A 20,464-nucleotide genomic window follows, 5' to 3' on the forward strand; every position below is an offset into this window, starting at 1 on the left:
GGGCATGTTTCACGTGAAACCAATCGATCCCCGCCTGCTGCGGTACGCCCGCGCCACCCGTCTCTTCCTCGTCGCGGTCATCGGTCTGGGGGCCGTCGGCGCCGGACTGGTCATCGCTCAGGCCATGCTCGTCGCCGAGATCGTCGTCGGAGCGTTCCAGCACGGGCAGTCGGTCGCCGAACTGCGTACTCCCCTGCTGCTGTTGGCCGCCGTGGCCGTCGGGCGATCGATCGTCGCGTGGCTCACCGAACTCTCGGCCCATCGCGCGAGCGCGGCCGTGAAGTCGGAGCTGCGCGGGCGGCTGCTCGACCGGGCGGCGGCGCTCGGTCCGGGGTGGCTGAGCGGTCAGCGGACCGGCTCGCTGGTCACCCTGGCCACGCGTGGGGTCGACGCCCTGGACGACTACTTCTCGCGCTACCTGCCGCAGTTGGGGCTCGCCGTGGTCGTGCCCGTGGCGGTGCTGGCGCGGATCGTCACCGAGGACTGGGTGTCGGCGGCGATCATCGTCTGCACCCTGCCGCTGATTCCGGTCTTCATGATGCTGATCGGCTGGGCGACCCAGTCCCGGATGGAGCGGCAGTGGCGGTTGCTGTCCCGGTTGTCCGGCCACTTCCTGGACGTGGTGGCGGGACTGCCCACCCTGAAGGTGTTCGGCCGGGCCAAGGCGCAGGCGGAGTCCATCCGGCGGATCACCGGCGAGTACCGGCAGGCCACCCTGCGGACGCTGCGGATCGCCTTCCTGTCCTCGTTCGCGCTGGAGTTGCTGGCCACGCTGTCGGTCGCGCTGGTCGCCGTGACGATCGGGATGCGGCTCGTCCACGGAGACATGGATCTCTCCATCGGTCTGGTGATCCTCGTGCTGGCGCCCGAGGCCTATCTGCCGTTGCGGCAGGTGGGTGCGCAGTACCACGCGGCGGCGGAGGGGCTTGCCGCGGCGGAGGAGATCTTCAGCGTGCTGGAGACGGCGGTGCCGGACTCGGGTACCGGTGCGGTGCCGACGGGTGGTGTGGCCTTCGAAGGGGTCAGCGTTCGGTATCCGGGGCGGTCCTCGGATGCGGTGACCGATGTGTCGTTCACCGTCGAGCCCGGTGAGACCGTTGCGCTGGTCGGGCCGAGCGGGGTGGGCAAGTCGACGCTGCTGAGCGTGTTGCTGGGGTTCGTACGGCCTACCGAGGGGCGGGTGCGGATCGGGGGCGCGGATCTCGCCGGGCTGGATCTGGCGGAGTGGCGGTCGAGGGTCGCGTGGGTGCCGCAGAGGCCGCATCTGTACGCCGGGACGATCGCGGAGAACGTGCGGCTGGCCCGGCCTGACGCCGACGACGGTGCCGTGCGGCGGGCGCTGCGGGACGCGGGGGCGTGGGAGTTCGTGACGGCGCTCCCGGAGGGGGTCGACACCGTGCTCGGGGAGGACGGGGCGGGACTGTCGGCGGGGCAGCGGCAGCGGTTGGCCTTGGCTCGGGCGTTTCTCGCGGATCGGCCTGTGCTGTTGCTGGATGAGCCGACGGCTGCGTTGGACGGGGGGACCGAGGGGGAGGTCGTGGCCGCGGTGCGAAGGCTTGCCGCGGGGCGGACCGTGCTGCTTGTCGTGCATCGGCCCGCGTTGTTGGGGGTCGCTGACCGGGTGGTACGGCTCGGAGAGGCCGCTGCTGTTCCGTCCCCGGAGTCCAGTGGGCCCACCGGGGCGCTCCGCCCCCTGGACCCCCGCCCTCACCCACCCGCCCCCCGACTCGGTCGTCTGGATGGTGCGCCGGGGCAGCGGGCCGGGGGCGGTGTGTTGCGGCGGGTCCGGGGGATCGGCGGGGGGCGGCGAGGGCGGTTGGTCGGGGCCCTGGGGCTGGGGAGTCTTGCCCTGGGGTGTGCCGTGGGGCTCATGGCCACCTCCGGCTGGCTCATCTCGCGGGCGTCCCAGCAGCCCCCGGTGCTGTACCTGATGGTGGCCGTGACCGCGACCCGGGCGTTCGGGATCGGGCGGGCCGTCTTCCGGTATGCCGAGCGGCTGGTGTCGCACGACGCCGTGCTGCGGATGCTGGCCGACACCCGGGTCGCGGTGTACCGGCGGCTGGAACGCCTGGCCCCCGCAGGGCTGCGCGGCGCCCGGCGCGGTGATCTGCTCACCCGGCTGGTCGCGGACGTGGACGCGTTCCAGGACTACTGGCTGCGCTGGCTGCTGCCCGCCGGAGTGGCGCTCACCGTGTCCGCCGCCTCCGTCGGCTTCACGGCCTGGCTGCTGCCCGAGGCCGGTGCCGTCCTCGCGGCCGGCCTGCTGGCCGCCGGTGCCGGTGTCCCCCTGCTGACCGCGACCGCCGCCCGGCGGACCGAGCGGCGGCTGGCGCCCGCCCGGGGAGTGCTCGCGACCCGTGTGACCGACCTGCTCACCGGAACGGCCGAGCTGACCGTCGCCGGTGCGCTGCCGGCCCGTACGGACGCGGCCCGGCGGGCCGACGGAACCCTCACCCGGATCGCCGCGCGCGCCGCCGCCGTCACCGGGCTCGGGGACGGGCTCACCGCGCTCGTCTCCGGGCTGACCGTCACGGCCACCGCGGCGTTCGGCGCCCAGGCGGTGGCGGCCGGCCGGCTGAGCGGTGTGGCGATGGCCGTGGTCGTCCTGACCCCCCTCGCCGCCTTCGAGGCCGTACTGGGGCTGCCGCTCGCCGCGCGGTACCGGCAGCGCGTGCGGCGCAGCGCGGAGCGGGTGTACGAGGTCCTGGACGCGCCCGAGCCCGTGCGCGAGCCCGTCTCGCCCCGGCAGGCGCCCGCCTCGCCGTTCCCGGTGGTCGTCAAGGGTGTGGTCGCGCGGTACGCGGGGCAGCGGCGGGAGGCGCTCGCCGGGCTGGACCTGACGCTGGAGGAGGGGCGCCGGATCGCGGTGGTGGGGGCGTCCGGTTCCGGCAAGACGACCCTCGCGCAGGTGCTGCTGCGGTTCCTCGACGCGGAGGCGGGCTCGTACACGCTCGCCGGTGTGGACGCGTGCGCGCTGGACGGTGACGACGTACGGCGGTTCGTCGGACTGTGCGCGCAGGACGCGCATCTCTTCGACAGCTCGGTACGCGAGAACCTGCTCCTCGCCAGGAAGGACGCCACCGAGGCCGACCTGCGCGGAGCGCTGGCCCGGGCACGGCTGCTGGACTGGGTGGACGCGTTGCCCGACGGCCTGGACACGCTCGTCGGCGAGCACGGGGCGCGGCTGTCCGGCGGGCAGCGGCAGCGGCTGGCGCTGGCCCGCGCGCTGCTGGCCGGTTTTCCCGTGTTGGTCCTGGACGAGCCCGCCGAGCACCTGGATCTGCCGACGGCGGATGCGCTGACCGCCGATTTGCTGGCCGCCACGCAGGGCCGTACGACGCTGCTGATCACGCACCGGCTGGCGGGACTCGACGCGGTGGACGAGGTGATCGTGCTCGACGCGGGCCGGGTGGTGCAGCGAGGGCCGTACGAGCGGCTGATCACCGAGGACGGGCCGCTGCGGGAGATGGCACGCCGGGAAGCCGAGGCGGAGTCGCTGGTGGGGGTGGGCTGAGGGCCCGCCGACGGGGCCGCCTCCGCGGTCCCGGGCGGGGCATCGACGGCCCGACTGCTCCGCCCGGCCCTCCAGCGCGGCCGACCGCCAGCGGCCCGACCGCTCCGCCTGACCCACCAGCGCGCCCGACCGCCAGAGGCCCGGCTGGCAAGACCGACCCACCAAGCGCGCCCGACCGCCAGCGGCCCGGCCGTCCCTACCGGGTTCACCAGCGCGGCGGTCCATCAGGCCGGGGCCCCTCACCGCCGCAGACGTTGGCGGGGTCTTGGCAGGCCCGGTTGTTTCGGCCGGGCCCGTTGGCGTGGCGGGACGGCAGGCCGAGCCCCCGCGCACCCGGTGGGCCCGGTCGTCGCGGGTCTCCGGGCCGACCGCTGCTCCAGGGAGCCTGTATGTGCGCCACGCGCAGCCGCCCGGCGCGTGCGAGCGGGACCACCGGTGCGGCAGGCAGGCCACCCTGACCCGCGCGGAGCGCTACCGCACCCGGTCGGCGACCAGGTGCTCGATCACCACCGCCACACCGTCGTCGTTGTTGGCGACCGTGCGGCCCGACGCGGCGGCGATGACGTCGGGGTGGGCGTTGCCCATCGCGTAGGACTGGCCGGCCCAGGTCAGCATCTCGACGTCGTTGGGCATGTCCCCGAAGGCCACGACCTCCTCGTGCGAGATGCCGCGCTCGGCGCAGCACAGGGCGAGGGTGCTGGCCTTGGAGACGCCGGGGCCGCTGAGTTCCAGTAGGGCGCTGGGGCTGGAACGGGTGACGTTGGCGTGCTCGCCGACGGCCAGCCGGGCGAGGGTGAGGAACGCGTCGGGGTCGAGGGACGGGTGGTAGGCGAGGATCTTGAGCACGGGCTGGTCGGCGCCGGGGCCGTCGGGTGCGAGCAGCTTCTCGGCGGGCAGGAGATGGTCGGGTATCTCCATGTGCAGCTTGGGATAGTCCGGCTCCTGGTGGAAGCCGTACGTCTGCTCGACCGCGAACACCGTGCCGGGCGCCGCCTCGCGGAGCAGTCGTACGGCCTTCAGGGCGTTGTCCCGGGCCAGCTCACGGACCTTCACGAACCGGTGGGCGCCGGGGCCGCCGTGCAGGTCGACCACGGCGGCGCCGTTGCCGCAGATCGCCAGGCCGTGGCCGTGGACGTGCTCGCTGACCACGTCCATCCAGCGGGCCGGCCGGCCGGTGACGAAGAAGACCTCGATCCCGGCCTCCTCGGCGGCGGCCAGCGCGGCGACGGTCCGTGGGGAGACCGACTTGTCGTCGCGCAGCAGAGTGCCGTCCAGGTCGGTGGCGATCAGCCGCGGTGGCAGGGCGGCGGCAGGGGTCCCGGGCTGTCTGGTCGCTGAGGTCACCCGGCCATTCTCACCCAGGGCTCCGCACGGCCGTGCGGGAGACCGCACAGATGAGACGCAGGCGACGCTCGGCGCGGCCGGTGCGGACGGTCGGTCCCGGGGTCAGTCCAGCTGGGCGAGGGCTTCCATGGCGATCCGCTCGAAGACCTTCTCGTCGGCGGCGAAGGCGGAGTCCGGGATGGGCCAGTGGATCACGATCTCGGTGAAGCCCAGCTCCCGGTGGCGGCCGGCGAAGTCCACGAAGGCGTCCAGGGACGCGAGCGGCCGGGCGCGGTCCGGGGTGAAGCCGGTGAGCAGGACCTTGTCCAGCTCGGCGACGTCCCGCCCGGCGGCCTCGCAGGCCTCGGTCAGCTTGCCGATCTGGCCGCGCAGGGCCGCGACGGACTGCTCCGGCGTACCGGTCTCGTACAGCTTCGGGTCGCCGGTGGTCACCCACGCCTGGCCGTACCGCGCGGCGAGCCTCAGGCCGCGCGGACCGGTGGCCGCCACCGCGAACGGCAGCCGGGGCCGCTGCACGCAGCCCGGGATGTTCCGGGCCTCGTGCGCCGAGTAGAAACGGCCCTCGGACGAGACCGCGTCCTCGGTGAGGAGCCGGTCGAGCAGGGGCACGAACTCGGCGAACCGGTCGGCGCGCTCGCGCGGGCTCCACGGCTCCTGGCCGAGGGCGGTGGCGTCGAAACCGGTGCCGCCCGCGCCGATGCCGAGGGTGACCCGGCCGCCGGAGATGTCGTCCAGCGAGATGAGTTCCTTGGCGAGGGTCACCGGGTGGCGGAAGTTCGGCGAGGTGACCAGCGTGCCGAGGCGCAGCCGGTCGGTGGCCGCCGCGGCTGCGGTCAGCGTCGGGATCGCGCCGAACCAGGGGCCGTCACGGAAGCTGCGCCAGGACAGGTGGTCGTAGGTGTACGCCGTGTGGAAGCCGAGCTGCTCGGCGCGTACCCAGGCCGAACGGCCGCCCTCGTGCCAGCGGCGGTACGGCAGGATCACGGTGCTCAGACGCAGACTCATGATCCGAGCGTAAGGGGCCCACTCGGCCACGGACGAAACGGTCACCGTGTGCGGTCCCACGGCCACGCAGCGCCGGGCACGTCCGGCGCTCACCGAGCGACCCCGCGCCTGCCGGTCACCGAGCGATCCCCGCGCCTGCCGCTCGCCGAGCGATCCCCGCGCCTGCCGCTCGCCGAGCGATCCCCGTGCCCGCCGCTCACCGAACGCCCCCCGTGTCGGCCACGGAGTGCTCAGTGTCGGCCGGGAAAGCGCAGGTAGCGTGCCGGTACCGTCGCCGTCAGCCAGACGCCGTTGGCGCTGATGTGGAACACATGGCCGTCGCGGTGCATCGCGCCGGAGTCCACGGACAGCACCACGGGCCTGCCCCGGCGGGCGCCGACGCGGGTGGCGGTCTCCCGGTCGGCGGAGAGGTGCACGGCGTGCCGGTTCATGGGACGCAGGCCCTCCGCGCGGATGGCGTCCAGGTGACGGGCGACCGTGCCGTGGTACAGGTACGGCGGTGGGGTCGCCGGGGGCAGGCCGAGGTCGACCTCGATGCTGTGGCCCTGGCTGGCGCGGATCCTGCCGTCCTCGACGGCGAACCGCCGCTTGTCGTTCGCGGCGACCACGTGGTCCAGCTCCGCGCGGCTGAACGGGAACCCGTGGGCGGAGGCCGCGGCGATCAGCGTGTCGATCTCCACCCAGCCGCCCGGGTCCGGTGTGAGCCCGATCCTCTCGGGCTGGTGCCGCAGGTGTCGGGAGAGGTACTTCGACACCTTCACGGTGCGGCGTTCGTCCATGAGTCCAGCGTGCGGGAGAGACGCGGATCACGCAGCTTGTTTTCGCTCCGAGGTTTGATCCACAACCAAGTGCGGTTATCCACAGGCGGATTGGCGAAGTTGTGGACAACTGCCGTGCCCTTTGCGGTATTTGGCGTCACAACCTCGGTTCCACCCGCGCGATCCTCCTCAGCAACCCCGGCGCGAAGCGGTGCAGCAGGCGGGCGCCGCGGGCCTCCGGGGTGACCGGCGCCACCGCCCTGTTGTCGGCCACCGCGTCCAGGATCGCGTCGGCCACCTTCTCCGGCGGGTAGTTGCGCAGGCCGTACAGGCGGGCCGTCCGCTGTTGGCGGCGGCGTTGCTCCTCCTCGTCGACACCGGCGAAGCGGGCCGTGGAGGTGATGCTGGTGTTGACGAAGCCAGGGCAGACCGCCGTGACGCCGATGCCCTGGGCGGCCAGCTCGGCGCGCAGGCACTCGGAGAGCATCAGGACCGCCGCCTTGGAGGTGCTGTAGGCGGGCAGCACGCGCGAGGGCTGGTAGGCGGCGGCCGACGCGACGTTGACGATGTGGCCGCCCTGATCGCGCTCGGCCATCCGCGCGCCGAAGAGCCGGCAGCCGTGGATCACGCCCCACAGGTTCACGTCCAGCACCTTGCGCCAGTCGTCGGTCGTCGTGGCGAAGAAGGAGCCCGACAGACCGATGCCCGCGTTGTTGACCAGCACGTCCAGCACGCCGTGCTGGTCGTGGACCTTCTCCGCGAGCTTCTCCATGGCCTGCTCGTCGGAGACGTCGGCCGGCTCCGCCCAGGCGTCGGGCGCGCCGGCCAGCCGGGACAGCTCGGCGGTGCGGGCGGCGGCCTCGGCGTCGCGGTCGACGGCGATCACGCGCGCCCCGGCCTCGGCGAAGGCGAACGCCGTGGCCCGGCCGATCCCGCTGCCCGCGCCGGTGACCAGCACCAGCTGCCCGGCGAACCGGTCGGCGTGGCGCCCGGTGGGCCGCGGGGCGGGACGGCCCTCCTCGACGGACGTCGCGAACTGCTCGATCCAGGCGGCCACCTGGTCGGGACGTGTGCGCGGGACCCAGTGCCCGGCCGGGAGCGTGCGGCGGGTCAGCCGGGGCGCCCACCGGTCCAGGTCGTCGTACAGCCGCTCGGAGAGGAACGCGTCCTCCTGGGGCGTGATGAGCTGCACGGGCGCGTGGGCGTACGCGTCCGGGCGCGGCCTGCGCAGTCGCGCGCGGACGTTGTCCCGGTACAGCCAGGCGCCGTGCGCGGCGTCGGCGGGCAGCGAGGCGGTCGGGTAGTCGCCGCCCGGGACCCGCTCGGCCCGTTCCAGGATCTTCGGCCAGTAGGTGCCGAGCGGCCCGCGCCAGGCGAGTTCCGGCAGGGCCGGCGTGTGCAGCAGGTACACGTACCAGGACTTGGCGCCCTGGCCGAGGAGCTGGCCCACCCGGCGGGGCGTGGGGCGCTTCACGCGCGCGTTGATCCAGTGCCCGAAGTGGTCGAGGGACGGCCCCGAGATCGAGGTGAAGGAGGCGATACGGCCCTGGGCGCGGCCCACGGTGACGAACTCCCAGGACTGCACCGAGCCCCAGTCGTGCCCGACGAGGTGCACCGGCCGGTCCGGGCTGACCGCGTCCACGACGGCCAGGAAGTCGTCGGTGAGCTTGGCGAGGGTGAAGCCCCCGCGCAGCGGCCGGGGCGCGGTGGAGCGGCCGTGGCCCCGGACGTCGTAGAGGACGACGTGGAAGCGGCCGGCGAGCCGGGCGGCGACCTCCGACCAGACCTCCTTGCTGTCCGGGTAGCCGTGCACCAGCACCACCGTCGGCCGGCCGGGGTCGCCCAGTTCGGCCACGCACAGTTCGACCCCGCCCGTGCGCACCCAGCGCTCGCGTGCACCCTTCAAGGTCACTCCTCCTCCGCCCAGCGCCGCGTGTGCGGCGGATCGTCGTCCGGCCCGAACGCGCTCTCTCCGGGTTCCCGGGAGTCGGTGACCCCCAGGATCCCCTCGGACTCCGCGCCCGTCACCTGGAGGCCGAGGCGGCGTTCGGCCGCCCAGGGGCCCGGCCGCGGCGGGTGGTCCGAGAAGCGGTACGGCGACCACGGCGGCGACCAGCCCCCGCGGTGGCCGTGCAGCGCGTCGGCGGCGAGGCCCTCCGGGGACCGGGTGCCGAACCCGGACGGGTGGGGTGACCAGCGGCGCCGTCGCACCCGGTGCGCCTTGTGGGGGATCACCCCGAAGGGGTGGTCGGCGTAGCCCCGGCGGACCATGAGCCGGTCCGCGTCCTGGTGAATCTGCCGCAGCGGGCGCCGTTCGCGCACCTCGCGCGGGATCAGCCCGCGGTGTGCCTCCAGGTCGGCCTTCCACCGGTCCCGCACCGGGTTCACCCCGCGCCCGCGCGGCCGCTCGCGCCGCATCCCGGCCGCGTCGCACCCGGTCACGCCCGGCTCCAGGCGGCCCGCGACCGCCTCCGCGTACGCGTGGGCGAGGCGCCGCACGGTCCGAAGACCCCGCGGCTCCGCCGGGCGCTCCCCGGTCGACGTCGTCGCCATGCCACCCCGTCCCACCATCGCGGTACGTGCCCGTCACCCGACACCGGAGAATCTCGCACTTGTTAGACCCGGCGTCAACAGGGATGCCCGTACCTCTCAGGGAGGGGATCCCTTACGGACCCCCTACACCTGGAGGCGGACGCGAAGACTGCTCTCCGGTCTGACGACCGACGTGGTCCGCGTCACTAATGTCGACGGCGTGACTGTGATCGCGACCGAAAGCCTGAGCAAGCGGTTCCCCCGGGTGACCGCGCTCGACCGGCTGTCCGTGGACATCGGACCCGGTGTGACCGGACTCGTCGGGGCCAACGGCGCCGGCAAGTCCACCCTGATCAAGATCCTGCTGGGGCTGTCCCCCGCCACGGAGGGCCGCGCCGAGGTGCTCGGCCTCGACGTCGCCTCCGAGGGCGCCGCCATCCGCGAGCGCGTCGGGTACATGCCGGAGCACGACTGCCTGCCGCCGGACGTCTCGGCCACCGAGTTCGTCGTCCACATGGCCCGCATGTCCGGCCTGCCGCCCGCCGCCGCCCGCGAGCGCACCGCCGACACCCTGCGCCATGTCGGGCTGTACGAGGAGCGGTACCGCCCCATCGGCGGCTACTCGACCGGCATGAAGCAGCGGGTGAAGCTCGCCCAGGCGCTGGTGCACGACCCGCGGCTGGTCTTCCTGGACGAGCCGACCAACGGCCTCGACCCGGTCGGCCGCGACGAGATGCTCGGCCTGATCCGCCGCGTCCACACCGACTTCGGCATCTCGGTCCTCGTCACCTCCCACCTGCTCGGCGAACTGGAACGCACCTGCGACCACGTCGTCGTCATCGACGGCGGCAAGCTGCTGCGCTCCAGCTCCACCACCGACTTCACCCAGACCACGACCACGCTCGCCGTGGAGGTCACCGACACCGACGAGCACCCCGACGGCACGCGCGCGCTGCGCGAGGCGCTGCACGCGCGCGGGGTGACCGTCGAGGCCGGCAGCGGCCTGCCGGGCGCTGGCCACATCCTGCTCCTGACGGCGCAGGGCGAGGAGACGTACGACCTGGTCCGTGACGTCGTCGCCGACCTGGGCCTCGGGCTGGTGCGGATGGAACAGCGCCGGCACCACATCTCGGAGGTCTTCACCGAGGACGAGCAGCGGAAGGAGGCGGCCGTCCATGGCAGTTGAGCAGCCCCTGCCGGCATCCGCCGCGACCCCGGGTGACCAGACCCGCATCCACAACATCGGCTACCGCAACTACGACGGCCCCCGCCTCGGCCGCTCCTACGCCACCCGCTCCCTGTACTCGCAGTCCCTGCGCGGCGCCTACGGCCTCGGACGCTCCGTCAAGTCCAAGGTGCTGCCGATGCTGCTGTTCGTGGTGATGTGCGTGCCCGCGGCCATCATGGTCGCCGTCGCGGTCGCCACCAAGGCCAGGGACCTGCCCGTCGACTACACGCGCTACGCGATCATCATGCAGGCCGTCATCAGCCTGTACGTCGCCTCGCAGGCGCCCCAGTCCGTCTCGCGCGACCTGCGCTTCAAGACCGTTCCGCTGTACTTCTCGCGGCCGATCGAGACCGCCGACTACGTCCGGGCGAAGTACGCGGCGCTGGCCTCCGCGCTGTTCGTCCTCACCGCGGCCCCGCTGATCGTCCTCTACGTGGGCGCACTGCTGGCCAAGCTGGATTTCGCCGACCAGACCAAGGGATTCGCGCAGGGACTCGTCTCCGTGGCACTGCTCTCACTGCTCTTCGCCGGCATCGGCCTGGTCATCGCCTCGGTCACCCCGCGGCGCGGCTTCGGCATCGCGGCCGTCATCGCCGTACTGACCATCTCCTACGGCGCCGTCTCCACGCTCCAGGCCATCGCCGACGCGCAGAACAGCACCGGCGCCATCCCCTGGATCGGGCTCTTCTCGCCCGTCACCCTCATCGACGGGGTCCAGTCCGCCTTCCTCGGCGCGAGTTCGGCGTTCCCCGGCGCGGCCGGCCCCGGCAGCGGCGAGGGCGCGGTGTACGTCCTGGTCGTCCTGGGCCTGATCGCCGCCAGCTACGGCCTGCTGATGCGCCGCTACAAGAAGGTGGGACTGTGACCACGCCCACCCGTCCGGCCACCACCACCCTTCTAAGGAACGGGCCGCGCCCATGAGCACCCTCGTCATCGACCACGTCTCGCGCTGGTTCGGCAACGTGGTCGCCGTCAACGACATCACCATGACCATCGGCCCCGGCGTCACCGGCCTGCTCGGCCCCAACGGCGCCGGCAAGTCCACCCTCATCAACATGATGGGCGGCTTCCTCGCCCCCTCCACCGGCACCGTCACCCTCGACGGGCAGCAGGTCTGGCGCAACGAGGCGATCTACCGGCACATCGGCATCGTCCCCGAGCGCGAGGCGATGTACGACTTCCTCACCGGCCGCGAATTCGTCGTGGCCAACGCCGAACTGCACGGCCTCGGCGACAAGGCCGCCCAGCGCGCCCTCGCCACGGTCGAGATGGAGTACGCACAGGACCGCAAGATCGCCACGTACTCCAAGGGCATGCGCCAGCGCGTGAAGATGGCGTCCGCCCTGGTCCACGACCCCTCGCTGCTCCTGCTGGACGAGCCCTTCAACGGCATGGACCCGCGCCAGCGCATGCAGCTCATGGACCTGCTGCGGCGCATGGGCGACGAGGGCCGCACCGTGCTGTTCTCGTCCCACATCCTCGAAGAGGTCGAGCAGCTCGCCTGGCACATCGAGGTCGTGGTCGCCGGACGGCACGCGGCCAGCGGCGACTTCCGCAGGATCCGCCGTCTGATGACCGACCGCCCGCACCGCTACCTGGTCCGCTCCAGCGACGACCGCGCCCTCGCGGCCGCGCTGATCGCCGACCCGTCGACGGCCGGCATCGAGGTCGACCACGCCGAGGGCGCCCTGCGCATCCAGGCCGTCGACTTCGGCCGCTTCACCGCCCTGCTGCCGAAGGTCGCCAGGGACCACGGCATCCGGCTCCTCACGGTCTCGCCGTCCGACGAGTCCCTGGAGTCCGTCTTCTCGTACCTGGTCGCGGCGTAGGAGGCCGAAGATGTACGACCCCACTGTCGCCCGGCTGACCTACCGCGCCCTGCTCGGCCGCCGCCGGGCCCTCATCCTCGGCGCGCTCCCGCTGCTGCTCATCGTGATCTCCGTGGCCGTCCGCGCCCTGACCGGAGCCGACGACCAGACGGCCTCGGACGTGCTCGGCGGCTTCGCGCTCGCCACGATGGTGCCGATCATCGGTGTCATCGCCGGCACCGGCGCGATCGGCCCGGAGATCGACGACGGCTCCGTCGTCTACCTGCTGTCCAAGCCGCTCAAGCGGCCCACGATCATCTTCACCAAGCTGATCGTCGCCATCGCCGTGACCATGGTCTTCTCGGCGGTGCCGACCCTGATCGCCGGTCTGATCCTGAACGGCAACGGGCAACAGATCGCCGTCGCCTACACGGTCGCCGCGCTCGTCTCCTCCATCGCCTACTCGGCGCTGTTCCTGCTGCTGGGCACGGTCTCCCGGCACGCGGTGGTCTTCGGGCTCGTCTACGCCCTGGTCTGGGAGGCGCTGTTCGGCTCCCTGGTGCCGGGCGCGCGCACGCTGAGCGTCCAGCAGTGGTCGCTCGCCGTCGCCCACAAGCTGGCCGGCGGGGACCTGGTGACCTCCGAGGTGGGCCTGCCGACGGCCACCGTGCTGCTGGTGGCGGTCACCGTGCTGGCCACCTGGTACGCCGGCCAGAAGCTGCGGTCGCTGACGCTCGCGGGCGAGGAGTGACGGGCACCGGCCTTGACGGGGGCTTCACCCGGGCCCGGGCACACTGGGCTGACCGGATGAACGGCTGGGAGGCCGGAGATGGCTGAGGAGACGCCGCGGCACGAAGGGCGGGAGCGGACCGGCGAGGACGCGTGGGACGACGTCGTCCTGGACGAGGCGTTCGTCCGGGCGGCCGGGACCGCCGAGCCGTCGGCCCGGGCCCGGATGCTCGCCGCGCGCTGGCGGGCCGAGGCGCCCGAGCCGCAGCCGTGGCGCTCCGACGACCCGCCGGCCGGCTGGTTCTTCAGCAAGGCGCGGCGCCGCAGGTGGCGCCGCCGGTAGCGGCCGTCCGTCCGTCTTATTCGATGGCGCCCGCCTCCGGCGCCGGGCACAGTGGGTGTGCCCCATACGCCCGGGATCGTCCCGGCGTCACCGGCCGGGGCGTCTCCGTGGGGCCACGGGGAGGGGGCGGCCGCTTCGAGCACGCGATGTCGCTCTCGCGTGGGCCGCCCCCGGTGACCTCGACGTCTCCGCCGGGCTGGAGGGGCCGCCGCCGGCAGGATCGTGGCCGCCGGGGACGCCGGGACGTACCCGGACCGGGCCCGCTCCCTGCCCTGACGTGGCGGCCCGCTAGCCGAGCAGCCGCTCCAGCACGACCGCGATCCCGTCCTCCTCGTTGGAGGACGTGATCTCGTCGGCCACCGCGCGCAGTTCCGCATGGGCGTTGGCCATGGCCACGCCGCGGTCCGCCCAGGCGAACATCGGGATGTCGTTGGGCATGTCACCGAAGGCGATCGTGTCGGCGGCCTTCAGGCCCAGGCGGCGGGCCGCCAGGGAGAGGCCCGTGGCCTTGGACAGGCCGAGCGGGAGCAGCTCCACGATGCCCTCGCCCGCCATGGCCACCGTGACGAAGCCGCCGGCCGCCTGCCGGGCCGCCTCCGCCAGCTCGTCGTCGCCCAGCGTCGGATGCTGTATGTAGATCTTGTTCAGGGGCGCGCTCCACAGGTCGGAGGCGTCCGTGAAGGGGGTGCCGGGCAGCTTGCCGACGACCGCGTACCCCGGCCCGACCAGCACCTCGCCGTCCAGGCCGTCCCGGCTCGCCGCCAGGTACAGCGGACCCACCTCGGCCTCGATCTTGGCGAGGGCCACGCCCGCGAGCTGCCGGTCCAGGGTGACCGAGGTCAGCAGGCGGTGGGAGCCGGCGTCGTACACCTGGGCGCCCTGACCGCAGACGGCGAGGCCGTCGTAGCCGAGGTCGTCCAGGATGTGCCGGGTCCAGGGGACCGCACGGCCGGTGACGACGATGTGCGCGGCGCCCGCCGCGGTGGCCGCGGCGAGCGCGTCACGGGTGCGCTGCGAGATCGACTCGTCGGAGCGCAGGAGCGTGCCGTCGAGATCGGTGGCGATCAGCCGGTACGGGAAGCCGGTCACTTGGCGACCGGCTCCAGGACCTGACGGCCGCCCAGGTAGGGGCGCAGCACCTCGGGGACCCGGACGGAGCCGTCGGCCTGCTGGTGGTTCTCCAGGATCGCCACGATCGTGCGCGGTACGGCGCACAGCGTGCCGTTGAGGGTGGCGAGCGGCTTGACCTGCTTGCCGTCGCGGACCCGGATGGACAGCCGGCGGGCCTGGAACTCGGTGCAGTCCGAGGTCGAGGTCAGCTCGCGGTACTTGCCCTGGGTCGGGATCCACGCCTCGCAGTCGAACTTGCGCGCGGCCGAGGAGCCGAGGTCACCGGAGGCCACGTCGATGACGCGGAACGGCAGCTCCAGCGAGGTCAGCCACTGCTTCTCCCACTCCAGCAGGCGCTGGTGCTCGGCCTGCGAGTCCTCGGGAGCGACGTACGAGAACATCTCGACCTTGTCGAACTGGTGCACGCGGAAGATGCCCCGGGTGTCCTTGCCGTGCGAGCCGGCCTCGCGGCGGAAGCACGGGGAGAAGCCCGCGTACCGCAGCGGCAGCCGGTCCGCGTCGATGATCTCGTCCATGTGGTAGGCCGCGAGCGGGACCTCGGAGGTGCCGACCAGGTACAGGTCGTCCTTGTCGAGGTGGTAGACGTCCTGGGCGGCCTGGCCGAGGAAGCCGGTGCCGGCCATGGACTGCGGGCGGACCAGCGCCGGGGTGAGCATCGGCGTGAAGCCGGCGGCGGTGGCCTGGGCGATCGCCGCGTTCACCAGGGCCAGCTCCAGCAGGGCGCCGACACCGGTGAGGAAGTAGAAGCGGGAGCCGGAGACCTTGGCGCCGCGCTCGACGTCGATCGCGCCGAGCAGCTGGCCCAGCTCCAGGTGGTCCTTGGGCTCGAAGCCCTCGGCACCGAAGTCGCGGATCGTGCCGTGCGTCTCCAGCGTGGCGAAGTCCTCCTCGCCGCCGACGGGCACGTCGGGGTGGACGAGGTTGCCGAGCTTGAGCAGCAGTTCCTGGGTCTCGGCGTCGGCGGCGTCGCGCTCGGCCTCGGCGGCCTTCACGTCCGCCTTCAGCTGCTCGGCGCGCCCCAGCAGCTCGGCCTTCTCCTCGGCGCCGGCCTTGGGGATCAGCTTGCCGAGCTGCTTCTGCTCGGCGCGCAGCTCGTCGAAGCGGACGCCGGAGGACCTGCGCCGCTCGTCGGCAGACAGGAGGGCGTCGACGAGCGCGACGTCCTCTCCACGGGCGCGCTGGGACGCGCGCACACGGTCGGGGTCCTCACGGAGCAGGCGAAGGTCAATCACGAGGGCAAGGCTACCGGTGCGGGGTCGCCGCTCACGACTCACTCATCAAGGAGTTCTGATTCACGGCGTACGTTCCGTTATGCGGTAATTGCCGAGTGTGTTGCGTTGTGCCGTCCGTACGTCAGACCCGGCGTCAAGGGGAAAGTGTCTCACTCCCTGGGACGGGCCACATCCCGGGCGCCTGGTTGACTCGACTTCCTTGTGGAGAACGGGATTTGGCGGGTCGGTTGTCCACAGCGATCCACACCCTCCCAGGAGTTATCCACAGGCTGTGTGGAAGATCTGTGGACTTCGGAATTGATCACTCGGGAAAGCGCGAACGGACTGAAGAATTCCTGGGTCAAACCCTGTCGACACCCACCTTCGGGTGGAAAACGGTCGCCCCCAAAGATGAACCAAAGGAAACGCGTGGACGAAGGGTGAGCCAGGCGCCGGTGACCCCGGCCGGGGCTCCCAGGGCGATTTGTCGACCCGATGGCACCGCCCTGTCGACTTGTCCCCAGGTCGAGAAGGGAACCTGTGGATAACTTCTGTGGATAACCTTCGCCCGCAGGTACGACCGGTCGGCGTCCGCCTGTACGACGGCTAGAACCGGCCGTCCTGGCAGCGCGCCACCCAGTCCGCCGCCGCCATGAACTCCTCGTCCGACGTCCCCGGCAGCGTCGGCCGGGCCCCGCCCGGCGCGATGTCCGCGCGCGGATAGGAGCCGAGGAAGCGCACCTGGAGGCAGATCCGCCGCAGCCCCATCAACGCCTCCGCCACCCGCCGGTCGGCGATGTGTCCCTCGGCGTCGATGCAGAAGCAGTAGTTGCCGATGCCGGCGCCGGTCGGCCGGGACTGGAGCAGCATGAGGTTGATGCCGCGCGAGGCGAACTCGCCGAGCAGGTCGCGCAGGGCACCGGGGTGGTCGTCCCGCTGCCACAGCACCACGGAGGTCTTGTCGGCGCCGCTGGGCGCGGCGGGCCGGGCCGGGCGGCCGACCAGCACGAACCGGGTCTGCGCGTTCTCCGCGTCGTGGAGCCCGGTCTCCAGCGCTTCCAGGCCGTACCGGGCGGCCGTGAACTCGCCGGCGAAGGCGGCGTCGTAGCGGCCCTCCTGGACCAGGCGGGCGGCGTCCGCGTTGGAGGCCGCCGACTCCCAGGTGGCCTCCGGGAGGTTGGCGCGCAGCCAGTTGCGCACTTGAGGCTGGGCCGCCGGGTGCGCGGAGACCGTCTTGATGTCCGTGAGCCGGGTGCCGGGGCGGACCAGCAGCGCGAAGGTGATCGACAGCAGCACCTCGCGGTAGATCATCAGGGGCTCGCCCGCGACCAACTCGTCCAGGGTGGTGGTGATGCCGCCCTCGACGGAGTTCTCGATCGGCACGAACGCGGCCTCGGCCTCGCCGGCCCGGACCGCGTCCAGCGCGGACTGCACCGAGACGTACGGGATCAGCTCCCGGGTGGCCGCCTCCGGAAGCGTGCGCAGGGCGACCTCCGTGAAGGTGCCCTCCGGGCCGAGGTAGGCATAGCTCGCTGGCATGTCCTCACCCTAATGGCCGCGGGCCCGGTCGGCCGAGGCGTTCGACGACAACCACTCGACCAGGTGGTTTGAGCCCGGTTCACCCCGCACACTCCAGATGCCCGGGTTCAACCCTCCAGCAGCCGCTGCCCCACGTACTCCCCCTTCGCCGCCCCGCCCGGCACCGCGAACAGACCGCTCGCCTCGTGCCGGATGTACTTCGACAGCGCGTCACCCCGGTCGAGCTTGCGCTGCACCGGGACGAAGCCGCGCAGGGGGTCCGCCTGCCAGCAGATGAAGAGGAGACCGGCGTCGGGCGTGCCGTCCGCGTCGATGCCGTCGTGGTAGGAGAACGGGCGCCGCAGCATGGCCGCGCCGCCGTTCTTCTCGGGCCGGGTGATCCGGGCGTGCGCGGTGAGCGGGACGACGTAGTCGCCGTGCGCGTCGGTCTTCTCCAGGTCCATCGGAGTGGTCTCGTCGCCGCCGGACAGTGGCGCCCCATTGGCCTTGCGGCGCCCGATGACCTGCTCCTGGGCGGTGAGCGACAGCTTCTCCCAGTCGTCCAGGAGCATGCGGATACGGCGTACGACCGCGTAGGAACCGTTGGCCATCCACGCGGGCTCGCCCGAGGCCGGTACGAAGATCCGCTGGTCGAAGTCGGTGTCGGTGGGCTGGGGATTGCGGGTGCCGTCGAGCTGGCCCATGAGGTTGCGGGCCGTCATGGGGTGGGCGGTGGCGCCGGGGCTGCGGTTGAAGCCGTTCATCTGCCAGCGCACCCGCGCGGCCGAGCCCGCGTCCTTCTGGATCGCGCGCAGGGCGTGGAAGGCGACCAGGGCGTCGTTCGCGCCGATCTGCACCCACAGATCGCCGTCGCTGCGGGACCTGTCGAGGTGGTCGGAGGAGAAGTCCGGCAGCGGGTCGAGTGCGCCGGGCCGCTGCTTCTCCAGGCCCGTCCTGCCGAAGAAGCTGTAGCCGAAGCCGAAGGTGACGGTCAGCGAGGACGGGCCCGCGTCCCGGGCCACATCGGTGTCGCCGTGCGGGGCCGCCTCGCCCGCCATCAGCCGCTCGGCGGTCGTGGACCAGCGGCGCAGCAGGGCCGCCGCCTCCTTGCGGCCGGCGCCCGCCGCCAGGTCGAAGGCGACGAGATGGCCCCGTGCCTGGAGGCCCTCGATGATGCCGGGCTGATGTTTCCCGTGAAACATCGCCCGCCCCGCGCCCACCGAGGTGAGCGGGGTGGCCCCGGCGGGTGCGGAGGCGTAGCCCACGGCCCCGCCGGCCGTGCCGAGCACGAGCCCGGTGGCGCCGGCGGTGCCGAGCAGGGCACGCCGCGAGATGCCGCTCGCCCCGGACACGGGCTCCGCCGGCGGCGCGTCGGGCGTGCGGGCCTGAGGGATGGACTGGTCGGGCATGGTGTGGTTCAGCCGATCTGCGCGTTCTTGGAGACGGTCACCTGGTCGATGTCGGAGGTGCGGACCGTGACGGCGATCTTCCAGTCGCCGGCCATGGGGATCTGCACTCCGCTCGCCGACCAGTGGCCGGTGGTGATGTGGTCGGGGTTCACGGGAAGCGGACCGATCTTCTTCGCCTCCAGGGTGAAGGAGACCTTCACCTCCGGGACGTCGAAGGCCCGGCCGTTGGGGCGCTGGACGTAGACGTGCATCTCGTTGCCGCCCACGCGCGCGGGGTCGAGGTCGATGCTGACGACGCCCTTGCCGTCGGTGCCGCCGGTGTCGAACGGCATGTCCAGGGTGAGCGCGCCGGACGTCGCCCTGGTGCCGGAGTCCGCCGGCGCGGAGGTGGCCGCCTTGGCCTCCTGCTCGGTGCGGCCCGGCTCGGTCTGCGTCAGCGCGGTGGTGACGGCGAGCAGCACGATGGCGACGCCGGCCTCGGCGAGCACCGAGCGGCGCAGGCCGAAGCGGTTCGCGTCGCCGTCCCGCAGCCGCTTCTCCCGGGCGGCGTCGACGGCCGCGCGCTGCCGGGCGAGCTGGGCGGCGCGCTGGGTGTCACGGGAGCCGGTGCCGGTGCGCTTGCCGTCACCGGTCGCCTTCGAGGCGGCGACCTGCTCCGTGCGGGCCTGGGTCTTCTGAGCCTTCCCGGTGCGGACGGCCGGGTCCGTGAGCCGTCCCGTCCACCGCCGGGACACGGCCGCGATGCCGATCAGCACCGCCACCAGCCCGATCTTGACCAGCAGCAGCTGCCCGTACCGGGTCTCGGTGAACGCCGACCAGGAGCCGAGCTGCCGCCAGGACTGGTAGACGCCGGTGACGACGAGCGCGAGGACGCTGCCGAAGGCCACGCGGGAGAAGCGCTGTACGGCGGCGGCCTCGACGGGGGTCTCGGCGGGCGCCCGGTACAGCGCGGTCAGCAGAGCGGTGAGGCCACCGAGCCAGGCGGCGACGGCCAGCAGGTGGACGACGTCGACCGGCATGGCGATACCGGGCTGGAGCCCGGTCGAGGCGTGCTCGGCCATGGCCCAGCTGGTGGCGAGACCGGCCGCCACGACCACTCCGCCGACGGCGAGCCCGAAGGTCAGGTCGCGCTTCTCCTCGCCCTCCTCCCGCCGGGTATAGGCGCCGAAGAGGACGGCGACGAAGAGCGCGGCGGCGGCGAGCAGCAGCAGCCGGGAGACCAGCGCGGCACCGGTCTTCGTCTGGAGCACCTGGCCGAGCAGGTCGAGGTCGAAGACGTCGGCGAACTTCCCGGAACCGGTGTACGCGCCGCGCAGGAGCAGCAGCCACAGGGTGGCCGCCGTCAGCGCGACCCAGCCGCCGACGACCAGCCGCTGGAGGGGCCGTACGCCCGCGCCGCGCCGCCAGCAGGCGAGCACGAAGGCCGCGCCGCCGGCGAGCACGACGAACCCGGCGTACGACACGTACCGCCCGAACGCGTAGAGCCCGCCCACGACTCCGCCGCCCGCGGTCGGACCGGTGCCGGAGACGACGGTCCGCGAGGGCGCCCCGACGGAGAAGGTGTAGGCGCCGGCGACGGGGTGGCTGTCCGCGGAGACGACCTGGTAGGTGACGGTGTACGTGCCGTCGGCCAGGCCGCTCTTGAGCCGCACGGCGTACGTCGTCCCGCTCACGTTGGCCGGGCTGCCGGTCTGCACCGGCTTGCCCTTCGGGTCGAGGACGCGCAGGGAGTCGTCGTTCAGCGCCACCTTCTCGGAGAAGGTGAGCGACACCTGGGTGGGTGCCTTGTCGGCCACCACCCCCTGCGCCGGGTCGCTGCCGGTCAGCGCCGCGTGGGCGGAGGCCGGTCCGGCGCCCGCCAGCAGCGCGCCGGTGACGGCGATGAACAGCAGCACCAGGATCCGCACGCGGGGGGCGGTGGTCCGGGTCACGGT

At 73.0% G+C, this 20,464-nt stretch carries 16 protein-coding genes; 6 read left to right on the forward strand and 10 right to left on the reverse strand.

Translation table 11 applies throughout. The annotated features are described in order from the left end of the window. The first annotated feature begins 4 nt into the window (after positions 1-4). Entirely contained in the window at positions 5-3,514 is a 3,510-nt protein-coding gene (gene cydD / locus AQJ11_RS17735; RefSeq protein WP_208616542.1) for a thiol reductant ABC exporter subunit CydD, read from the forward strand. Between the two features lie 471 nt (positions 3,515-3,985). Here cydD and AQJ11_RS17740 read toward each other — a convergent pair whose 3' ends face one another. The 5 genes from AQJ11_RS17740 to AQJ11_RS17760 form a co-directional block, all read right to left on the reverse strand. After that, complete coding sequence (locus AQJ11_RS17740; protein ID WP_059263685.1) at positions 3,986-4,858, reverse strand: Cof-type HAD-IIB family hydrolase; 873 nt, start codon at positions 4,856-4,858, stop codon at positions 3,986-3,988. 102 nt (positions 4,859-4,960) lie between these two features. Then, positions 4,961-5,863 carry an LLM class flavin-dependent oxidoreductase gene (locus AQJ11_RS17745; protein WP_059263686.1) on the reverse strand — a complete coding sequence of 301 codons (903 nt, stop codon included), beginning with the start codon at positions 5,861-5,863 and terminating at the stop codon, positions 4,961-4,963. Between the two features lie 230 nt (positions 5,864-6,093). After that, positions 6,094-6,642: an RNA 2'-phosphotransferase gene (locus tag AQJ11_RS17750; RefSeq protein WP_058081130.1), complete on the reverse strand. Its 549-nt coding sequence runs from the start codon at positions 6,640-6,642 to the stop codon at positions 6,094-6,096. Between the two features lie 136 nt (positions 6,643-6,778). Continuing rightward, complete coding sequence (locus AQJ11_RS17755) at positions 6,779-8,533, reverse strand: SDR family oxidoreductase (RefSeq protein WP_208616543.1); 1,755 nt, start codon at positions 8,531-8,533, stop codon at positions 6,779-6,781. Further along, the gene (locus AQJ11_RS17760) at positions 8,530-9,174 is read right to left on the reverse strand and encodes a hypothetical protein (protein WP_208616544.1); all 645 of its coding nucleotides are present in this window, start codon (positions 9,172-9,174) and stop codon (positions 8,530-8,532) included. The genes AQJ11_RS17755 and AQJ11_RS17760 overlap by 4 nt, the downstream gene beginning before the upstream one ends. Before the next feature lie 205 nt (positions 9,175-9,379). On the opposite strand from AQJ11_RS17760, the gene AQJ11_RS17765 reads away from it, so the two are divergent. The 5 genes from AQJ11_RS17765 (at position 9,380) to AQJ11_RS17785 (ending at position 13,261) form a co-directional block, all read left to right on the forward strand. After that, on the forward strand, positions 9,380-10,339 hold the full coding sequence (locus tag AQJ11_RS17765; protein WP_014673710.1) for an ABC transporter ATP-binding protein: 960 nt from the start codon (positions 9,380-9,382) through the stop codon (positions 10,337-10,339). Then, positions 10,329-11,246 carry a hypothetical protein gene (locus tag AQJ11_RS17770; RefSeq protein ID WP_059263689.1) on the forward strand — a complete coding sequence of 306 codons (918 nt, stop codon included), beginning with the start codon at positions 10,329-10,331 and terminating at the stop codon, positions 11,244-11,246. Before AQJ11_RS17765 ends, AQJ11_RS17770 begins: the two co-directional genes overlap by 11 nt. A 52-nt stretch (positions 11,247-11,298) precedes the next feature. Next, positions 11,299-12,210: an ABC transporter ATP-binding protein gene (locus tag AQJ11_RS17775; protein ID WP_058081126.1), complete on the forward strand. Its 912-nt coding sequence runs from the start codon at positions 11,299-11,301 to the stop codon at positions 12,208-12,210. Positions 12,211-12,220: 10 nt separating this feature from the next. Beyond that, positions 12,221-12,940, forward strand: a complete 720-nt coding sequence (locus tag AQJ11_RS17780) for an ABC transporter permease (protein ID WP_014673707.1) — start codon at positions 12,221-12,223, stop codon at positions 12,938-12,940. Between the two features lie 78 nt (positions 12,941-13,018). Then, positions 13,019-13,261: an SGM_3592 family protein gene (locus AQJ11_RS17785; RefSeq protein ID WP_014673706.1), complete on the forward strand. Its 243-nt coding sequence runs from the start codon at positions 13,019-13,021 to the stop codon at positions 13,259-13,261. 288 nt (positions 13,262-13,549) lie between these two features. Here AQJ11_RS17785 and AQJ11_RS17790 read toward each other — a convergent pair whose 3' ends face one another. From AQJ11_RS17790 to AQJ11_RS17810, 5 genes are all read right to left on the reverse strand, one after another. Further along, the gene (locus tag AQJ11_RS17790) at positions 13,550-14,350 is read right to left on the reverse strand and encodes an HAD family hydrolase (protein ID WP_014673705.1); all 801 of its coding nucleotides are present in this window, start codon (positions 14,348-14,350) and stop codon (positions 13,550-13,552) included. Beyond that, positions 14,347-15,624: a serine--tRNA ligase gene (serS, locus tag AQJ11_RS17795; RefSeq protein ID WP_059263690.1), complete on the reverse strand. Its 1,278-nt coding sequence runs from the start codon at positions 15,622-15,624 to the stop codon at positions 14,347-14,349. The genes AQJ11_RS17790 and serS overlap by 4 nt, the downstream gene beginning before the upstream one ends. Before the next feature lie 585 nt (positions 15,625-16,209). After that, a complete protein-coding gene (pheA, locus tag AQJ11_RS17800) occupies positions 16,210-17,142 on the reverse strand; it encodes a prephenate dehydratase (RefSeq protein ID WP_014673703.1) in 933 nt (310 codons plus the stop codon). Between the two features lie 107 nt (positions 17,143-17,249). Next, positions 17,250-18,530 (reverse strand): iron uptake transporter deferrochelatase/peroxidase subunit, encoded by a 1,281-nt coding sequence (gene efeB / locus AQJ11_RS17805; RefSeq protein ID WP_014673702.1) that lies wholly within the window; start codon positions 18,528-18,530, stop codon positions 17,250-17,252. Between the two features lie 8 nt (positions 18,531-18,538). Further along, positions 18,539-20,461 carry a copper resistance CopC/CopD family protein gene (locus tag AQJ11_RS17810; RefSeq protein WP_059263691.1) on the reverse strand — a complete coding sequence of 641 codons (1,923 nt, stop codon included), beginning with the start codon at positions 20,459-20,461 and terminating at the stop codon, positions 18,539-18,541. Positions 20,462-20,464: the final 3 nt, after the last annotated feature.

Origin of the sequence: Streptomyces corchorusii, assembly GCF_001514055.1 — a bacterium.
GTDB classification, from domain to species: Bacteria; Actinomycetota; Actinomycetes; order Streptomycetales; family Streptomycetaceae; genus Streptomyces; species Streptomyces olivaceoviridis.

Bases quoted from the DNA above. Each gene is read 5' to 3' on its own strand.
- cydD (WP_208616542.1), top strand. From the start codon at position 5: ATGTTTCACGTGAAACCAATCGATCCCCGCCTGCTGCGGTACGCCCGC.
- AQJ11_RS17745 (WP_059263686.1), bottom strand. From the start codon at position 5,863: ATGAGTCTGCGTCTGAGCACCGTGATCCTGCCGTACCGCCGCTGGCAC.
- AQJ11_RS17750 (WP_058081130.1), bottom strand. From the start codon at position 6,642: ATGGACGAACGCCGCACCGTGAAGGTGTCGAAGTACCTCTCCCGACAC.
- AQJ11_RS17760 (WP_208616544.1), bottom strand. From the start codon at position 9,174: ATGGCGACGACGTCGACCGGGGAGCGCCCGGCGGAGCCGCGGGGTCTT.
- AQJ11_RS17770 (WP_059263689.1), top strand. From the start codon at position 10,329: ATGGCAGTTGAGCAGCCCCTGCCGGCATCCGCCGCGACCCCGGGTGAC.
- AQJ11_RS17775 (WP_058081126.1), top strand. From the start codon at position 11,299: ATGAGCACCCTCGTCATCGACCACGTCTCGCGCTGGTTCGGCAACGTG.
- AQJ11_RS17780 (WP_014673707.1), top strand. From the start codon at position 12,221: ATGTACGACCCCACTGTCGCCCGGCTGACCTACCGCGCCCTGCTCGGC.
- AQJ11_RS17785 (WP_014673706.1), top strand. From the start codon at position 13,019: ATGGCTGAGGAGACGCCGCGGCACGAAGGGCGGGAGCGGACCGGCGAG.
- pheA (WP_014673703.1), bottom strand. From the start codon at position 17,142: ATGCCAGCGAGCTATGCCTACCTCGGCCCGGAGGGCACCTTCACGGAG.
- efeB (WP_014673702.1), bottom strand. From the start codon at position 18,530: ATGCCCGACCAGTCCATCCCTCAGGCCCGCACGCCCGACGCGCCGCCG.